Source organism: Pseudomonas tritici, from assembly GCF_014268275.3.
GTDB classification, from domain to species: domain Bacteria; phylum Pseudomonadota; class Gammaproteobacteria; order Pseudomonadales; family Pseudomonadaceae; genus Aquipseudomonas; species Aquipseudomonas tritici.
This window is the reverse complement of record NZ_CP077084.1, coordinates 2750814-2766480: the sequence shown is the minus strand read 5'-3', so window position 1 is coordinate 2766480 and position 15667 is coordinate 2750814. Positions and strand designations below refer to the sequence as shown.

Sequence of the window (15667 nt, the reverse complement as noted above, 5' to 3'; positions counted from 1 at the left end):
CGGGGGATGGGCGGCGTGGCGCGAGGTGTCATCAGGGGTTACATCAATCTCAGGAAGACCACACGAACCCGAGCTAGCATTGACGGACCCCACTTTTTGCAACTACATTTAGTTACACGCAGGGAACGCCGTGTCCAAAAATGAAAAGCTGCTCGCCAAACTGCTCAACGAGCACATGGCATTTACCTGGCCCGAACTCGTCACGCTGCTGCGTCGGCTCGGCTACACACAGATTGAAGGGGCTGGAAGCCGCGTCAAATTCGACATCGGTGACCCCAGTGCAATGATCACCTTGCACAAGCCTCACCCTGGTAACGAACTGAAACACTACATTCGGCGCCAGATCATCGAGCAATTGAAATCAGGAGAACTGATTCAGTGAACAACCAACTGAAACACAAAGGCTACATCGGCTCTATTGAAGCCAGCCTCGAAGACAACTGCCTGTTCGGCAAGATTCTGTTCATCAAGGCGTTGGTGAGCTACGAAGGCAAAACCGTCGCCGAGTTGGACGCCGCATTTCGTGAGGCAGTGGACGACTATCTCACCACCTGCCAGACCCTTGGGCATACACCGGAGAAGCCTTGCAAAGGCTCCTTTAATGTCCGGGTCGGCCATGACCTGCACTTGGCGGCGGCCCTGGCGGCGACTCGCAAGAAAGTGACGCTCAATGACCTGACACGCCAGGCACTGAATGAATTTTTACAGCATCACAGTGCAGATACTTGCCCGGCGCTTGGCTGATTACCCCAATCGCCGAGACCCCAACACCGCGGAACCCAGCACCACCGCCCCCGCCACCAATGCGACCCAGAACCCGCTGGTGGCGCCAAAGTGGTCGATCATCCAACCGGAACTGGCGGCGCCGATGGCCACGCCAATGCTGAGGCCGGTGATCAGCCAGGTCATGCCTTCGGTCAGGCGACTGACGGGCACGATCTGCTCTACCAGGGCCATGGCCACGATCAGGGTCGGAGCGAAGAACAGCCCGGAAATAAAGATCGCCACCGCAAGCCCAGGAATGTTGGTCACCAGCAGCAATGGCAAGGTGGTCAACGCCGTAGCCACGCCACAGAACAGGAACTGCCGGGGCAACGGGGCCTTGAGTTTAAGGGTGCCAAACGCCAGCCCTGCCAGGCACGAGCCAATGGCGTATACCGACAGCACAATGCTCGCCGCCGCCGGCTGGCCCTGATGCTGGGCAAAGGCGACGCTGACCACATCCACCACGCCAACGATCACGCCCATGGCCAGCAGCAGGATCATCAGGATCAACACGGAGGGGGAAGCGATCAGCCAACGGCCGTGATGGTCCTGATGCTCATGCACAGGGGGTTCTGTCTCGCGTTGCAACACAAAGGTCGTGACGCCCACCGCCAACAACAGCGCCGCCACCAACGGACCCGCTTCCGGGAACAGCACCACGCTCAGGCCCACCGAAATCGGCGGGCCGACGATGAAGCACACCTCATCCAGCACCGACTCCAGGGCAAAGGCGGTTTGCAGCTTGGGCTGGCCGCGGTACAACTCGGTCCACCGCGCCCGCACCATGGCCGACATGTTTGGCATGCACCCGGCCAAGGCGGCAAACAGGAACAGCATCCAGTTCGGCGCCTGCAAGCGGGTGCACAGCAGCAACAACAGCAGCGCCCCGCCGCCGATCAGCGCGGCAATCGGCAGTACTCGCCCTTGGCTATGGCGGTCCACCAGCCTGGACACCTGCGGCGCGCAAAATGCCGTGGCCAAGGCAAATACCGCCGCCACCGAGCCCGCCAGACCATACCCGCCATGCACCTGCGAGAGCATGGTGATCAAGCCAATGCCTGTCATCGATATCGGCATGCGCGCCAGCATACCCGCCAGCACAAAAGCTCGGGCGCCAGGGACCTGGAACAACTCGGCGTAAGGGTTTGCCATCCTGCTTGACCTCTTCCTGATTGCCCTGGAACTTGCTATCTGCAAGGCTCAAGGCAAAATACATACGGTGCGTATGTGTCAAATCATGCGTAACATACGCAGCGTATGTCAATCTTTCACTTGCCCATTGTGAGTCCTACCATGAGCCGAGCCCGTGCTGAAATGATCGAAGACACCCGCGCCCGGCTGATCGCCAGCGCGCGCCAGGCCTTCGCCTTGCAAGGTTATGCCAACACTTCGATGGATGATTTCACCGCCCGTGCTGGCCTGACCCGCGGTGCGTTGTACCACCACTTTGGTGACAAAAAAGGGCTCTTGGCTGCGGTAGTTGCCCAACTCGACAGCGAGATGGACGCCAGCTTGCAGCGCATTTCGGATGAGGCCGCAGACCCCTGGAGTGGTTTTTGCGAACGCTGCCGCGCCTACTTGCGCATGGCTCAGGAGAATGAAATACAGCGCATTGTGTTGCAGGATGCGCCGGCCGTATTGGGTGATACCGGCTCTCAGCAACAGTGTGTTGAATCATTGCGCCAACTGCTGGAGGCCCTGATGCAGGCCGGTCTCATCCACCAGGCCCCGAGCGTCGCGCTGGCGCAATTGATCAATGGCAGCCTGGTCAACACCGCCCTATGGATCGCCCGCGATGAACACCCCGGCGAGCGACTGGAGCAGGGCTTGCAGGGCCTGGAGCTGTTGCTGCGAGGCCTGTACCTCACACCAGCCGCTTGATCTGCTTATGCCGCCAGACCAACCGGTAATACGCGGCCTGCAATGCCAGCATTGCCAGGTAAGTCACCGGAAACGCCATCCACACCCCTTCCAGGCCGAAGTGGGCATTGAACAGGTAAGCAATCGGCAACTCGACGCAGAGCACGCAGAAGATCGAGATCGCGACCGGCATCAGCACCACGCCACTGGCGCGCATGATCCCGCCGATCACAGCTTGGAAGCCGAATACTAGGATGCTCCACAACATGATGTGCAGCAGGTGTTCGGCGTTGATCCGTGCCGCGTCGTCGGTGATGAACAGGCCGAGTAACCAGTGGGACAGCACATAACCCAGCACAATCAGGCCGCCGGTGAGGCAGGTGTTGATCAACAAGCCCGTGCGCAGGATCGGCCCAATGCGTTCCAGGCGCCCGGCGCCAATGGCCTGCGCACCGAGGATTGATGCGGTGATGGCAATCGACAGTGCCGGAAACTGCACATAGTTGACGATTTGCGTCACCGCGCCATACGCCGCGGTGGCCTGGGAGCCATGACCGTTAACCAGGGCGAGAATGACCAATTCTGACAGCGACAGCACCACCATCTGTAAGCCGGTAGGCAGGCCTATGCGCAGGACCTTTCCTAAAATCACGCGGTCCAGGCGTAAGGCCGCGAGCAGTTCGCGATCCGGCGCCATCACATGGTTTTTATGGCGCAGCCGCAAGATCAAAAACAGCATTGCCAGGGCGTTGCCTACCAGTCCGGCATATACCGCGCTCTGGATACCCATGGGCGGCAAGCCGATCCAGCCGCGAATCAGCGCCGGGGTCAGCAGCAGGCCGACCAGGGTCGAGACCATCAGTGCCAGCAGCGGCGAGATCGTATCGCTGACGCCACGCAGCAATTGGGTGTAGAGAATGAACACCAGCAGCAACGGCATGATCAGCATCATTTTCTGGGCATAACCGACCGCATCGTCGAGCACATCAATCGGCGTGCCCAACGCCTGCAAGGCCGAGCGCGCAAACAGGCTGCCCAGCACTGCGGCGATCATACCTACCAGCGCCCCCAGGGTCAGGGTGGCGCCGGTAATCGCCTTGACCATCCCTGTTTCCTGGGCGCCCCAGGCCTGGCCGATCAACACCGAGGCACCCGCCCCCAGGCCAATCACCAGGGCGATAAAGAAAAACACGATGGGAAACATCCCCGACACCGCTGCCAGCGCCTGGGTGCCGAGCATTTGACCGACGTAGATACCATTGAGGGTGCCGGAAAAGCTTTGCAGGAAGTTGGACAGCACCATCGGTGCCAGAAAGATCAGGTAGATCTGCCAGAGCGGACGTTGCAAGGGGCTTTGCATGAAAAACGGGGCCTCGGATAACTAAAGCGTCCGAAGGTTATACCGTAAGTGGATCCCATCAGTTAAGGGACGGGATTCTGAACATGACCTTTGTAGTGGCCGGGCGTGCCCTAATGCAGTCAGTTTAGAAGTCGGAAGAGCGGCAAAACTCCCCCGCCACAGGTACATCTTCGCCCTTGACTGACTGGCATTAGGGCACGCCCGCTCACTACAAAAATACCGTCGTCTCAAACCCCGTGCTTTTTTGTGGCCGCCGTGGGGCAGTTGTTCACTCTGGCTCAGGCCGGCGCGTGCCCGTTATTGAGTATGTAGTCGATGTTAGCCATATCGAAACGATTGTCCTCGTAGCCCACCCCGCCCTGGCTGTTAGTCCCAATATCCAGCTCGCGCAACAGTCCGGGACGCTTGAGCAGCTCAGCCGCAAGTTGCTGTGCTTCTGGGCTGAACATTCGATTCGACGGAATAACTCCAGCAGCCTCCTTCAACTCATTGACGTTAATGTAGTCGTCGTTTGTGCCAGCGGTGAACTGCCTGAAGTTATCCTTTATGCCCTGAATCAGGTCGTGGTTATCCATATTCCGGTACTTGTCCGACGAGTAGGCCAGGTTATCCCTGGAGAACGCCCCATCAAGAACGCCCGTGCCGCTTTGATCAAGTTCCTTGAACACCTCACCGCGCTCAAGCAGCTCATTGGCCAACGCCATCTCGGCTCTCGTGGCGGGCCGACCATCCAAGTGATAACCGCTGGCAACCGCAGTGAGTGATTTGTCGGTGATCAAACCCGGGGAGTTTGGATCTTCAAATGAACTGAAACGCGCCAGTATCTTGTTGAGAAGATCTTGCTTGCTGTCGTTCGCATAAGGACGCTGCCCCGACGCTGACATTGAGCCATCCCATTGGTTTTCATTAGCGTAGTGCGGTGCAGACATGATTGGCTGTTGCCAATCAGCCTGAGGTGCATATTGGTTTTCGAGGCGCTGGCGCTGCATGGCGCCGCTGTACCGCCCTGGAAATTCCCGCATGGGAGGTGCTTCTTGCTGATCGATGTGAGCAACGGTCCGGTCCACGTCGCCCTTGCTGATTAACCCATCTGATGAACCGCCATGGTTGATTCCGTCAAGCATGGCGTTCAATTCAGGCCGTTGGAGAATCTCCCTTGCCAAAAACGTCATCTGATCATGAAACGGATTTCCGGTCAGTGGGCGGTTAGCCGCGTTCTGAAGGGATTTCTGCGTCACAAACCCGCTGTCAGCACTCTGGAAGTAATCGAAGTTTCTAGCGAAGTCCCGCGCAACCACTGAGTTGGGTGCACGCCAACCAGCATTATCAGAGGTAGCCTTGGGTTGCTCGCAGCGAGGGCTGAAATCACCGCAATAAGGTGTTTCCTGACGAAGATTTACATAGGACATAGCAAGACCTCAGATACTGGAATCGATAACTGCCAACCCCAACCGACTGGGCGCTGGATCAACATTCCATCTGTGGTCATGAGCGGAAAAACAGTTCCCGCGGACGGCTGGGGAGCGATTTTCACCGGTAGGAAGCATGACTGTTCGCTGACCCACCGCTATCCCAGGCACGCCAGCGCCCACGGTGGATCTTAGTTGTTTGGGGAACGATCACGCGGGGGTGATAGGCAGCGAGCGTTTGTGTGCTGTCTTGCTGTACGCCCCCTCGACAATCGACCTCACGTGCTCACTCACCGGTTCGCCCATCAGGTAGGCATCGATCTCTGCATACGTGCAGCCGTAGGCGTGTTCATCCAGTTTGCCCGGCGCCAGCTCTTCGAGATCGGCGGTGGGATGTTTATGCACCAGGTTGTCCGGCGCGCCGAGGGCGCTGGCCAGTAAGCGCACTTGGGTTTTGGTCAGGCCCGACAGCGGTGCCAGATCACAAGCACCGTCGCCGAATTTGGTGAAAAAACCCATCAGTGCTTCGGCGCCGTGGTCGGTGCCGACCACCAGGCCGTTGTGCAGATTGGCTACAGCGTACTGGGCAATCATCCGTGTGCGCGCCTTGACGTTGCCTTTGATGAAGTCAACTTGGCTGGCGTTGGCTTCGGTAGCGGTCAGGCTGGCCATCAGGCCGTCGACACTGGCGGCGATGTTCAGCGTTTCGGTGTGGTCCGGGGTGATGAAATCCAGGGAGGCCTGGGCGTCGCTTTCGTCTGCCTGAGTTTTATAGGGCAGGCGCATGGCGACAAAGCGTGAGGCGTAGCCCTCGGCCCGCAACTGCTCGACTGCCAGTTGGCACAGGCGGCCGGCGGTGAGGGAATCGACGCCGCCACTGATGCCCAGCACCAGGGCCTTGCAGCCGGAGCTGCGCAAGGTGGTCTTGATGAAGTCGATGCGCCGTTGAATTTCCTTGGCTTCACCGCCCTTGACCAGTTGCCGATTGATATTCAGTTCCTGCGCGATACGATTTTGCATGTCACACCTCCACGCTGCCGACATTGAACACCTTTGCCGCGTACTGCAAAAACGAGGGGTCTTCGCAGACATTCTTGATCGGGTCATCCGAGAACTTCACCACCGGCTCACCGTGCACCCGCACCAGTTTCATCACGATGCTCAGCGGTTCGACGCCTTCCACATCGCAGGCCAGGCTGGTGCCCATGCCGAAACCGAACTTGGCCTTGCCGCGCACGTGGCGCAATATCGGCAAGCATTTTTCGAAGTTCAGGCCATCGGAAAACATCAGGTCCTTGGTCATCGGGTCGATGCCCAGTTGCTTGTAGCGGGCCAGGACTTTGTCGGCCCAGACGATGGGGTCGCCGGAGTCCTGGCGCAGCCCGTCATACAGTTTGGCGAAGTACAGGTCAAAATCCTTGAGGAAAAAGTCGGTGCTGATGGTGTCGGTCAAGGCAATACCCAAGCGGCCGCGGTATTCACGCACCCAGTTTTCCAGGCCGGCGTTCTGGCTTTCGCGCAGCCGGCCCAGTTGCTGGTGCACCATCATCCACTGGTGGGCCATGGTGCCGATCAGCGGCAGGTCGAATTCGTAGGCCAGGTGCGCGTTGCTGGTGCCGACGAACTGGCCGGGGAAGTCGCGGCGCATGATGTCGACCACTTCGCGCTGGGCCTTGAACGACAGGCGCCGGCGGGTGGAAAAATCGGAGACGCGCAAGTCGGCCAGCTCGTCGCGGCTGAGGTTTTTCTCCAGCCAGTCGAACTTCTGGTAGAGCTTGCGGGTGATGTCTTCCAGGGTCACGTCGGGGTATTTATCGCGGTTGCGCAGCTCGCTGACCAGCGCCAGTACCGGTTGCTCGAACATGATGCAATGCAGCATCGGGCCGACCACGCGGATGTTGAGTTGGCCGTCGACCTCACTGACGTGGATATAACGCAGGTTGAAGCGGAACAGGCCGAGAAAGCGCTCGTAATCCGGCGTGAGGTACTCACGAAAACGCGGGTTGAACAAGAAGCGCAGCTCGCCCTCACGCATCTGCAGGCCGGCGAGCTTCTCCAGCTCGTCGCGCAGTTGCGGGATCAAGTGGCCGAGCTTTTCCTTGGACCGGACGATGAAGTTGTATTCCACATCGACATTGGGGTGCTGGTGCAACACCGCCTGCATCATGGTGAAGGTGTAGTAGTCGGTGTCGAGCAAACCCTGGATCACCGGGGATTCGTAGTCGTATGCACTTTCCATGGTGTGTCTCCTTAACGCGCGGCCATCGCGGCCAGTTCTTCGCGGGTGCTGCTGATGACGGCACCGGCTTTGAGCAACGCATTGACGGCCTGTACGCCGCCCTCCTCGGTAATACCCCGGCACGCCGGCAGGTGCAGGACCACTTCCAGGCCGGCCTTGAGCAGTTGCAACGCGGTGGTCTTGACGCAGTAGTCCAAGGCCAGGCCGCCGACGATCACACGCCTGACGCCTCTGGCGTTCAGGTACTCGATCACGCCGGTGGACAGCTTGTCGTGCAGGTCGTGGTAGCAGGCGCCGTAGGGGTGCAGGTCGGGTTCGACGCCTTTCCAGATGAAGTAATCGTAGTCATACGGGGTGGGCAGCTCGTCGAGCAAGGTAAAGCCTTCGGTGCCGGGAACGCAGTGGCTCACCCACGTCACATCGGCATGGGCCAGGCCGGTGGGCCGCAGCATCTCGCTGTGCTGGGTGACCACCCAGGGCGCGTGCGGGGTGTGGGCGTCCTTGCTGCCGACACGGTGGCCGGCGAGGCTCGCCATGAAGTTGAGCTCGGCACCGATCTGGTCACCGCCGGCCACCGGTAACTCATCGGGGCACAGCGGCGTGAAGCTCTTCTGGGCGTCGACGTCGAATGAAGCAATGGCAGTTTTCGCGAGGGTCATGGCAGCTCTCCTTTGGCCTGGAAACAAAAGTACACGTCATGTACTTTCATTGCAAGAAACATTTAGTTATCTATCTTGACGCCAGTACATGACATATCTGTTCGATTCGTTAGACTGTGCCCCACCGCTGTTTAGAAGGACGTCACATGACACTGAGCGCCTACCTCCATACCGTCGACCTGTGTGTGCTGTTTTACTGCCGCACCTCCGGCCAATTGAAGCTGTTGCTGAACAAGCGCGAAGCCGAACCGTTCGCTGGGCATTGGGCATTACCCGGCGTGGTGGTGAATGGCGGCGTGCAAGATCTGAGCCTCCAGGATGCGGTGGAGCGTTTGCGTGCAAGCGACAAGGTCGGCCTGGACCTGGCCTGGAGCGAGCAAGTGGGCACGGTGGGGGATGCGTTTCGTGATCCGCGGTGCTGGTCGTCGTCCACGTACTACCTGGCGATTGTCGCGGATGAAGTGACGCTGGGTGAGCACCAGGGCTGGTTTTCGTTGGGCGCGGTGGCCGATGGCAGCATCAAGTTGCCGTTCGATCACAACAGCATCGTGGCCGCCGTGCAGGAACGCTTGTTCTCCAAGTCGCTGTACAGCAGCTTGCCGTTGATGTTCTTGGGCGATGAATTCAGCGCGCCCGAAGCGACCACGATCTTTTCCCTGGTGCTCGCGCGGCCGGTGTTGAAGACCAGTATTCGCCAGCGTTTGTTGAAGCTGACTGAGGCAGGGTATTTATGCGAGACGGGCCGCAAGAAGAATGGTGAAGGCGGCCGGCCCCAGGCGACGCTGAAGAATCTGAAGCCTGGGGAGGTTTACTTCTTTGATCGCAGTTTTGCCGAGTAGCACCTCTTTCGAGAACAATGAGATTCCAAGGTGGGAGCTGGCTTGCCTGCGATGACGGTCTGTCAGCTATAACCTTATTGCCTGACCCATCGCTATCGCAGGCAAGCCAGCTCCCACATTGGATCTCCTTTTGTCTGAACAGGCTTTAGTTCATCCAGTTGCCGCCATCCACGTTGTACGTTTGCGCCACAACATAGTCAGCGTCTTTGGAAGCCAGGAAAACCGCCATTCCCGTCAAATCCTCCGCCGTGCCCATCCGCCCAAACGGCACCTCATCCCCTACCCGCTTCTTTTTCTCGCCTGGCGCCAGCCCTTCATGCTTGGCGAAGAGCGCATCCACCCCGTCCCAATGCTCACCCTCCACCACACCCGGTGCAATGGCGTTGACGTTGATCCCTTGCTTGATCAGGTTCAACCCTGCCGATTGCGTAAGGCTGATCACCGCGGCCTTGGTCGCGCAGTAGATCGCCACCAGCGGCTCGCCCCGGCGCCCGGCCTGGCTGGCCATGTTGATGATCTTGCCGCCGTGGCCCTGGCTGATCATCTGCCGCGCGGCGGCCTGCAGAGTGAAGAGTGTGCCGGCGACGTTGATCGAGAACAGCCGTTCGAAGCTCTCGCGGGTGATGTCGACGATGGGTGCCAAATCGAACAGCGCGGCGTTGTTGACCAGAATATCCAGCTTGCCGGCCTCGGCCACCACGGCGGCAATTGCATCATCGATGGAGGCTTGGTCGGTGACATCCATCTCTACCGCGTAAGCCTGTGGGCCCAACTCGGCAGCCGTGACCCGGGCTTGTTGCAGGTTGATGTCGGCGATGGCGACCTTAGCACCTTCAGCGATGTAGGCCTGGGCAAACGCACGGCCGATTCCGCGCGCCGATCCGGTGATCAGCGCGCTTTTACCTTCGAGACGTTTCATGAAAATGTCCTGTAGAAATTACTTCGGATAGCCGGCGCGTTTCATCTCGCGCTCGGTAGTGGACTGCGCTTGGTGCAAGGCCTGGTCAACCGACATACCGCCGGTCAGCGCCGCCGAGAACAACTTGCCGACCGATGTGCCGATGGCCTGGAACTCGGGAATGGTCACATACTGGATGCCCACATAAGGCACCGGTTTTGCCGACGGATGCGCGGGGTCAGCGTGTTTCATCATTTCCAAAGTTACTTGGGCAAACGGTGCGGCTTTCAAATACGCCTCGCTGTAGGTGGACTGGCGGGTGCCTGGCGGTACGTTGGTGATGCCTTCTTTGTCAGCGACCAGTTGGATGTAGTCCCTGGAGGTGGCCCACGTGATAAAGGCCTTTGCGGCGTCCTTGTGCGTTGAGGTAGCCGGGATGGCCAGGGACCAGGCGTAGAGCCACGAGGAACCTTTATCCGTGACTTCGGTAGGTGCGGCAGCGAAACCTACGCTGTCGGCGACCTTGCTTTGAGTTTTATCGGTGGTGAAGGAACCGGCCACGCTGGCATCGACCCAGATCGCACATTTGCCACTGTTGAACAGCGCCAGGGTCTCGTTGAAGCCGTTGCTGGAGACGCCCGGCGGGCCGTATTGCTTGAGGGTGTTGACGTAGAAGTTGGCGGCCGCTGTCCACTCGGGGCTGGTCAGCTCGGGCTTCCATTGCTCGTCGAACCAGCGTGCGCCAAAGGCGTTGGCCATGGTGCTCAGCAAGGCGATGTTCTCGCCCCAGCCAGCCTTGCCACGCAGGCACATGCCGTACTGGCCTTTGTCCTTGGCGGTGAGCTTGGCGGCGAACTCGCCGAGCTGGGTCCAGGTCGGGTGCGTGGGCATGCTCAGGCCGGCTTGCTGGAACAGGTCGGTGCGGTAGTAGGTCACCGTGCTTTCGCCGTAGAACGGCAAGGCGTAGAGGGTGTTGTTGACCGACAGGCCCTGGCGCACCGAGGGGAAGATATCATCGGCGTCGTAGTCGGCCGGCAGTTGGGTCAGCGGTTCCAGCCAGTGCTTGGCGCCCCACAATGGAGTTTCGTAGGTGCCGATGGTGAGCACGTCGAACTGCCCGCCCTGGGTGGCGATATCGGTGGTGAGGCGCTGGCGCAGCACATTTTCCTCCAGCACGACCCAGTTGAGCTTGATATCCGGATGCTGTGCTTCGAACACCTTGGACAGGCGCTGCATGCGGATCATGTCGCTGTTGTTGACCGTAGCGATGGTGACGGTGTCGACGGCATAGCTGGGGATGGCCAGCGCCAGGCCTGACAGCAGGAACAACGCTTGCGGGAGCTTGAACATAGCGGTTTCTACCTGTTGTTTTTGTTGTTGAGGGCCAATTACAGCAGCTCGTCCAAGCCCTCCACAAACGCGTGACGAATGCTTGACTGGTACTTTTTTAACCTTGGGCTCGACGTTAAAAAAGTATCAGTGCCAAGCGAAACCGGGGGTAGCGCTCCCACGACCGAGGCGCGTATTTTGGATCGATCCAAGAATCACAAGAAGCCTCCCATGCCTGCCAGCCGCGCCAAGCTGTTCGAGCACCGCCCCGCCGAGCTGGAAGTGATCCTGCCCGAACCGGACCACTGCTTCCGTTGGTTCGAACACGACTACCCCTATGATTTGGCGCGCTGGAACCACCACCCCGAATTTGAAATCCACCTGATCCGCCAAGGCAGCGGCAAACTGGTCGCCGGCGACTACATCGGTGCGTTCAGTGCCGGGCACGTCGCCTTGATCGGCCCCGACCTGCCCCACGACTGGATCGGCGAACTGGCCCCGGGTGAGTACCTGGCCGGTCGCGATGTGGTTTTGCAATTCGACGGCGCCGCCCTCCTCGCCCTGCGCAAGACCCTGCCTGAACTCGGCGACTTGCAGCCGTTGTTCGAGCACGCCCGACGCGGCCTCGAATTCACGGGCGAGACGGCGCTGCAGGCCGCGCGTTTAATGGAAGACATCGGGCGCGCCCATGGCCTGCAACGGTTGATCCTATTCCTGCAACTGCTGGACTGCCTGAAAAACGCCCCGACACCGCAGGTCAAGGCCCTGGCAAGCCCCTGCTACGCGCCGACCCTGGACGCCCGCAGCGCCGAACGCATCAACAAGGCATTCGACTATTTGATGCGCGAGCTCACCGGCGATGTGCGCCTTTCGGTGATCGCGCAGCAGCTGGAAATGAGCGAACCGGGCTTCTCGCGCTTCTTCAAGCGCAACACCGGCCATGGTTTTATCGACTTGATGCGTAAATTCCGCGTGCAGCGCGCCTGCCGGTTGTTGCTGCAAAGCGATATGTCGGTGGCGGACATCTGCTTTGAAGTGGGCTACGCCAACCTGTCGAACTTCAACCGGCACTTTCGTATCGAGATGGACCAGACGCCGAGTGACTATCGAAGGGAAACCGCGATGCATTTGTTTAACCGAATCGAAAAAATGACACCCCGTCAATTCTGACCAAAAGGTTGACTAATCCCGGTTTTTTTCAGGCTGATCAATTGATTGAGCAAAGTTGGTACAGCCTGTGCAAACGTTTGCGGAACGAACTTGCCAGCCAAGTTCTTCCTCACCCGAGGAATCGGGTTCAAACCGCGTACGAATAGGGATTTTCAATGCAACCCACCTCAAGGCGTCCTGCTCCCTTTGGTGTTTCCTTGCTACTGGCCGCCGTTACGGGAGTACTCAGCGTGCCCATTTTGGCGCAGGAAAAACCAGTGGATGACTCAGCACAGGGCGAAACCCTAAGCCCAAAAACCAAGAGCCCTGAAGCCAGCCCGGCAAAAAATAGCCCGTACCTGTCGGACTGGTTCAACCAGGACCTGACATTGATCGGCAGCAAAGACATCAGCTTCGGCCCCAAGCCACAGGATGATGTCTACCTGGAATACGAGTATTTCGGCCGCAAAGGGCCATTCGAGCTGTACGGATACATCGATGTGCCGAAGATCCTCACCATCGGTAACAGCAATGACAAGGGCGTGTGGGACCACGGCTCGCCGGTATTCATGGAGCACGAGCCGCGTATTTCCATCGACTACCTGGCAGGCCGCAGCCTGGCCATCGGGCCGTTCAAGGAATGGTATGTGGCGTTTGACTGGATCTACGACCACGGCAGCCGTAAGGAAAACCGCGCGAACACGCTGTACAGCGGCCTGGGCACTGACATCGACACCCACTCGCGGGTGAACCTGTCGGCCAACTTCTACGGGCGTTACCAGTGGGAGAACTACGGCGCCAGCAATGAATACTCGTGGGACGGTTACCGCGCGCAAATGAAGTACATCGTGCCCATCAGCAAGTTCGACAACGGCGCCTCACTGACCTATATCGGCTTCACCAACTACGATTTCGGCTCAGACCTGCACAAGGACAATCCGGCGCGCACCGCCAATTCCCTGGTGGCCACCAACGTGCTGCTGTACTCGTTCACCCACCTGCGTTTCACCCTGGTTGGCCGTTACTTTCATAACGGCGGCAACTGGGAAGACGGCAGTGAGTTGAATTTCGGCGAGGGCAACTTCCGCGCCCGTTCCGATGGCTGGGGCTATTACGCCGGCGTCGGCTACCAATTCTGATAAAGGAGCATTAGATGAATACGCTGACTCGATTTTCAATCGCCGCGGGCCTGGCCATACTGCCTCACGTGGCAATGGCTGACACGCCGACGCCGATCAAACCCAAAGTGATGCTGATCACCATGTTCGCCCCCGAGGCACAAACCTGGATCGATCGCCTGGAACTCAAGCAGGAAGTGCGCGTACCGGGGCTGTCCGCCGAATACCCGGTGATCCGCTGCAACACCCAGGATGTGTGCCTGCTGGTGACCGGCATGGGTCAGACCAATGCCGCCGCGTCCACGCTGGCCCTGGCCTTGTCTCCCAAGTTCGACTTGCGCCAGAGCTATTTCCTGATCGCCGGGATCGCCGGCATCAGCCCCAAGCATGGCACCATCGGCACCACCGCCTGGGCACACTACCTGGTGGAGTTCGGCACTCAGTGGGAGCTGGATTCGCGGGACGCACCCAAGGATTGGCCGACCGGCTACATTGGCATCAACACCAAGGGGCCCAACGAGAAACCACCGCTGGACTACAAGACCGAAGTGTTCGAGCTGAACCCCAAGTTGCAGGCCAAGGCGTTTGCCTTGTCGCACACGGTTGAACTGACTGAAAGCAAAGCGTCCAGCGCCTGGCGCAAACACTACCCTGCCGCCCCGGCCAACCAGCCACCACAGGTCACCCGCTGCGACACCTTGGCGGGTAATACGTGGTTTTCCGGCACGCGCCTGAGCGAACGTGCGGAAGTCTGGACCAAGTTGCTGACGGACAACAAAGGTGAGTACTGCACTACCCAGCAGGAAGACAACTCCACCTATGAAGCGCTGTTGCGTGCAAGCCGTGAGGGGTTGGTGGATATCCAGCGCTTGGCGGTGGTGCGTGCAGGTTCAGACTTCGACCGCCCCTATCCTGGCTACAGCGAAGTGGACAACCTGCTGAAATACGCGGATCAGGGTGGGTTCGTGCCAGCGCTGGAGAACCTGTATCGCACGGGCAACCCGCTGGTACAGGCAATCCTCAAGAACTGGTCAGCCTGGGAAAAAGGTGTTCCCGAAGCCTAGTAAAGATCAAACCGTGTCAGGGCAGGAAGATGATTTTGTCCGCACTGCCTTGGTTCACGTCCTCGTAGCACTGCAACCCATCAGCCAGCGCCACTTCACGCAGGCCGGTGGGCAGCGGCAGCAAGCCTTCATCAAAAAAGCGCCCGAACTGCCTCAGCATCACCGCGCACTGCTCGCAGTTGTAGAGCAACGAATTGATCCCCACCACCGAGCCGCCCTTGCGGTACAGGGCCAGGGCCGGCAGTTGTACATGGCCATCCACCGGTGCCGCGATGATCGCGATGCGACCGAACGGCGCCAGGCCTGCCACGGCTGGCGGTAGCCAGAAACCGGTGGTGTCGAAGATCACATCGGCGCCGCCCTTGAACACCGCATTGACCTGCGCACCCAATGCCTCCGGTTGACCCAAGGCAATCGCCTCAACGCCCTGCATCTGCAACACGTGGACTTGCTCCGGCCGACGCACAGCGGCCAGCACCTGGGCGCCACGAACTTTCGCCAGGGCCAGGGTCGCGCTGCCCACGGCGCCATTGGCGCCGATGACCAGCAAGCGTGTGCCCTTGGTCACACCACTGCGCTCCAGGGCGTCCCAGGCGGTGGTATACGGCACGCCAAGGCTGGCAGCCTGGGCGAAGCTCAAATGGCCAGGCTTTTGCGCCACGCCCTTGGCCGACACGGTGAGGTATTGAGCGTGGGAACCGTCAGCAAAAAAACCGAGGTCGCGACCAGTGCCCCAGACTTCCTGGCCGAGCAGTTCCTGCGGGCCTTGCACCACAACACCGGCGAAATCACGGCCGGGAATGCGCGGCAGCGTGGTGTAGGGGAAGCGACCAAGCACATTTTTGACGTCACTGGGGTTGAGGCCGGCGGCCTTAATCTGTACCAACACTTCATTGGCAGCCGGCACCGGGGTGGCGACGTCGACGAAGCTGAGGGCGGCGAGGTCGCCGGTGGCGGAAAATTGCAGTGCTTTCATAG

16 protein-coding genes are annotated in these 15667 nt (G+C 59.5%); 7 read left to right on the top strand and 9 right to left on the bottom strand.

What is annotated here, in order from left to right:
* Window positions 1-130 precede the first annotated feature (130 nt).
* Together HU722_RS12435 and HU722_RS12430 are read left to right on the top strand one after the other, a co-directional pair.
* On the top strand, window positions 131-382 hold the full coding sequence (locus HU722_RS12435; RefSeq protein WP_038846635.1) for a type II toxin-antitoxin system HicA family toxin: 252 nt from the start codon (window positions 131-133) through the stop codon (window positions 380-382).
* Window positions 379-744, top strand: coding sequence for a type II toxin-antitoxin system HicB family antitoxin (locus tag HU722_RS12430; protein ID WP_065876155.1), 366 nt, complete (start codon window positions 379-381; stop codon window positions 742-744). The genes HU722_RS12435 and HU722_RS12430 overlap by 4 nt, the downstream gene beginning before the upstream one ends.
* Here the strand turns inward: HU722_RS12430 and HU722_RS12425 are convergent, their stop codons facing one another.
* Window positions 745-1917 (bottom strand): MFS transporter, encoded by a 1173-nt coding sequence (locus tag HU722_RS12425; RefSeq protein WP_065910637.1) that lies wholly within the window; start codon window positions 1915-1917, stop codon window positions 745-747.
* A gap of 141 nt (window positions 1918-2058) precedes the next feature.
* Between HU722_RS12425 and HU722_RS12420 the strand changes: the two genes are divergently transcribed.
* Window positions 2059-2646 carry a TetR/AcrR family transcriptional regulator gene (locus tag HU722_RS12420; protein WP_065876157.1) on the top strand — a complete coding sequence of 196 codons (588 nt, stop codon included), beginning with the start codon at window positions 2059-2061 and terminating at the stop codon, window positions 2644-2646.
* Here the strand turns inward: HU722_RS12420 and HU722_RS12415 are convergent.
* The 5 genes from HU722_RS12415 to HU722_RS12395 all read right to left on the bottom strand — a co-directional run bounded on the left by HU722_RS12415 (window position 2630) and on the right by HU722_RS12395 (window position 8292).
* Entirely contained in the window at window positions 2630-3985 is a 1356-nt protein-coding gene (locus tag HU722_RS12415) for an MATE family efflux transporter (RefSeq protein ID WP_065876158.1), read from the bottom strand. The two genes, HU722_RS12420 and HU722_RS12415, sit on opposite strands and share 17 nt — an antisense overlap.
* A gap of 278 nt (window positions 3986-4263) precedes the next feature.
* Entirely contained in the window at window positions 4264-5394 is a 1131-nt protein-coding gene (locus HU722_RS12410) for a hypothetical protein (protein WP_175403071.1), read from the bottom strand.
* A 210-nt stretch (window positions 5395-5604) separates the two neighbouring features.
* Window positions 5605-6414 carry an NAD(+) synthase gene (nadE, locus tag HU722_RS12405; RefSeq protein ID WP_065876159.1) on the bottom strand — a complete coding sequence of 270 codons (810 nt, stop codon included), beginning with the start codon at window positions 6412-6414 and terminating at the stop codon, window positions 5605-5607.
* A gap of 1 nt (window position 6415) precedes the next feature.
* The gene (pncB, locus tag HU722_RS12400; protein WP_065881362.1) at window positions 6416-7633 is read right to left on the bottom strand and encodes a nicotinate phosphoribosyltransferase; all 1218 of its coding nucleotides are present in this window, start codon (window positions 7631-7633) and stop codon (window positions 6416-6418) included.
* An 11-nt stretch (window positions 7634-7644) separates the two neighbouring features.
* Window positions 7645-8292, bottom strand: a complete 648-nt coding sequence (locus HU722_RS12395; RefSeq protein ID WP_065876161.1) for a nicotinamidase — start codon at window positions 8290-8292, stop codon at window positions 7645-7647.
* A 146-nt stretch (window positions 8293-8438) separates the two neighbouring features.
* On the opposite strand from HU722_RS12395, the gene HU722_RS12390 reads away from it, so the two are divergent.
* On the top strand, window positions 8439-9131 hold the full coding sequence (locus HU722_RS12390; RefSeq protein ID WP_186755157.1) for an NUDIX hydrolase: 693 nt from the start codon (window positions 8439-8441) through the stop codon (window positions 9129-9131).
* A gap of 145 nt (window positions 9132-9276) precedes the next feature.
* Here the strand turns inward: HU722_RS12390 and HU722_RS12385 are convergent, their stop codons facing one another.
* Both HU722_RS12385 and HU722_RS12380 read right to left on the bottom strand, forming a co-directional pair.
* Window positions 9277-10050, bottom strand: a complete 774-nt coding sequence (locus HU722_RS12385; protein WP_186755155.1) for an L-iditol 2-dehydrogenase — start codon at window positions 10048-10050, stop codon at window positions 9277-9279.
* 18 nt (window positions 10051-10068) lie between these two features.
* Window positions 10069-11379 (bottom strand): ABC transporter substrate-binding protein, encoded by a 1311-nt coding sequence (locus HU722_RS12380; RefSeq protein WP_065876164.1) that lies wholly within the window; start codon window positions 11377-11379, stop codon window positions 10069-10071.
* A 210-nt stretch (window positions 11380-11589) separates the two neighbouring features.
* Here HU722_RS12380 and HU722_RS12375 point away from each other — a divergent pair, with 210 nt between their 5' ends.
* The 3 genes from HU722_RS12375 (at window position 11590) to HU722_RS12365 (ending at window position 14689) form a co-directional block, all read left to right on the top strand.
* Window positions 11590-12528, top strand: coding sequence for an AraC family transcriptional regulator (locus tag HU722_RS12375; protein WP_065876165.1), 939 nt, complete (start codon window positions 11590-11592; stop codon window positions 12526-12528).
* A gap of 155 nt (window positions 12529-12683) precedes the next feature.
* The gene (locus tag HU722_RS12370; protein WP_065876166.1) at window positions 12684-13646 is read left to right on the top strand and encodes a nucleoside-specific channel-forming protein Tsx; all 963 of its coding nucleotides are present in this window, start codon (window positions 12684-12686) and stop codon (window positions 13644-13646) included.
* Window positions 13647-13660: 14 nt separating this feature from the next.
* Window positions 13661-14689, top strand: coding sequence for a purine-nucleoside phosphorylase (locus HU722_RS12365; RefSeq protein WP_065876167.1), 1029 nt, complete (start codon window positions 13661-13663; stop codon window positions 14687-14689).
* Window positions 14690-14705: 16 nt separating this feature from the next.
* On the opposite strand, the gene HU722_RS12360 is transcribed toward HU722_RS12365, so the two are convergent.
* Window positions 14706-15665 carry a quinone oxidoreductase family protein gene (locus HU722_RS12360; protein WP_065881369.1) on the bottom strand — a complete coding sequence of 320 codons (960 nt, stop codon included), beginning with the start codon at window positions 15663-15665 and terminating at the stop codon, window positions 14706-14708.
* Window positions 15666-15667 lie beyond the last annotated feature (2 nt).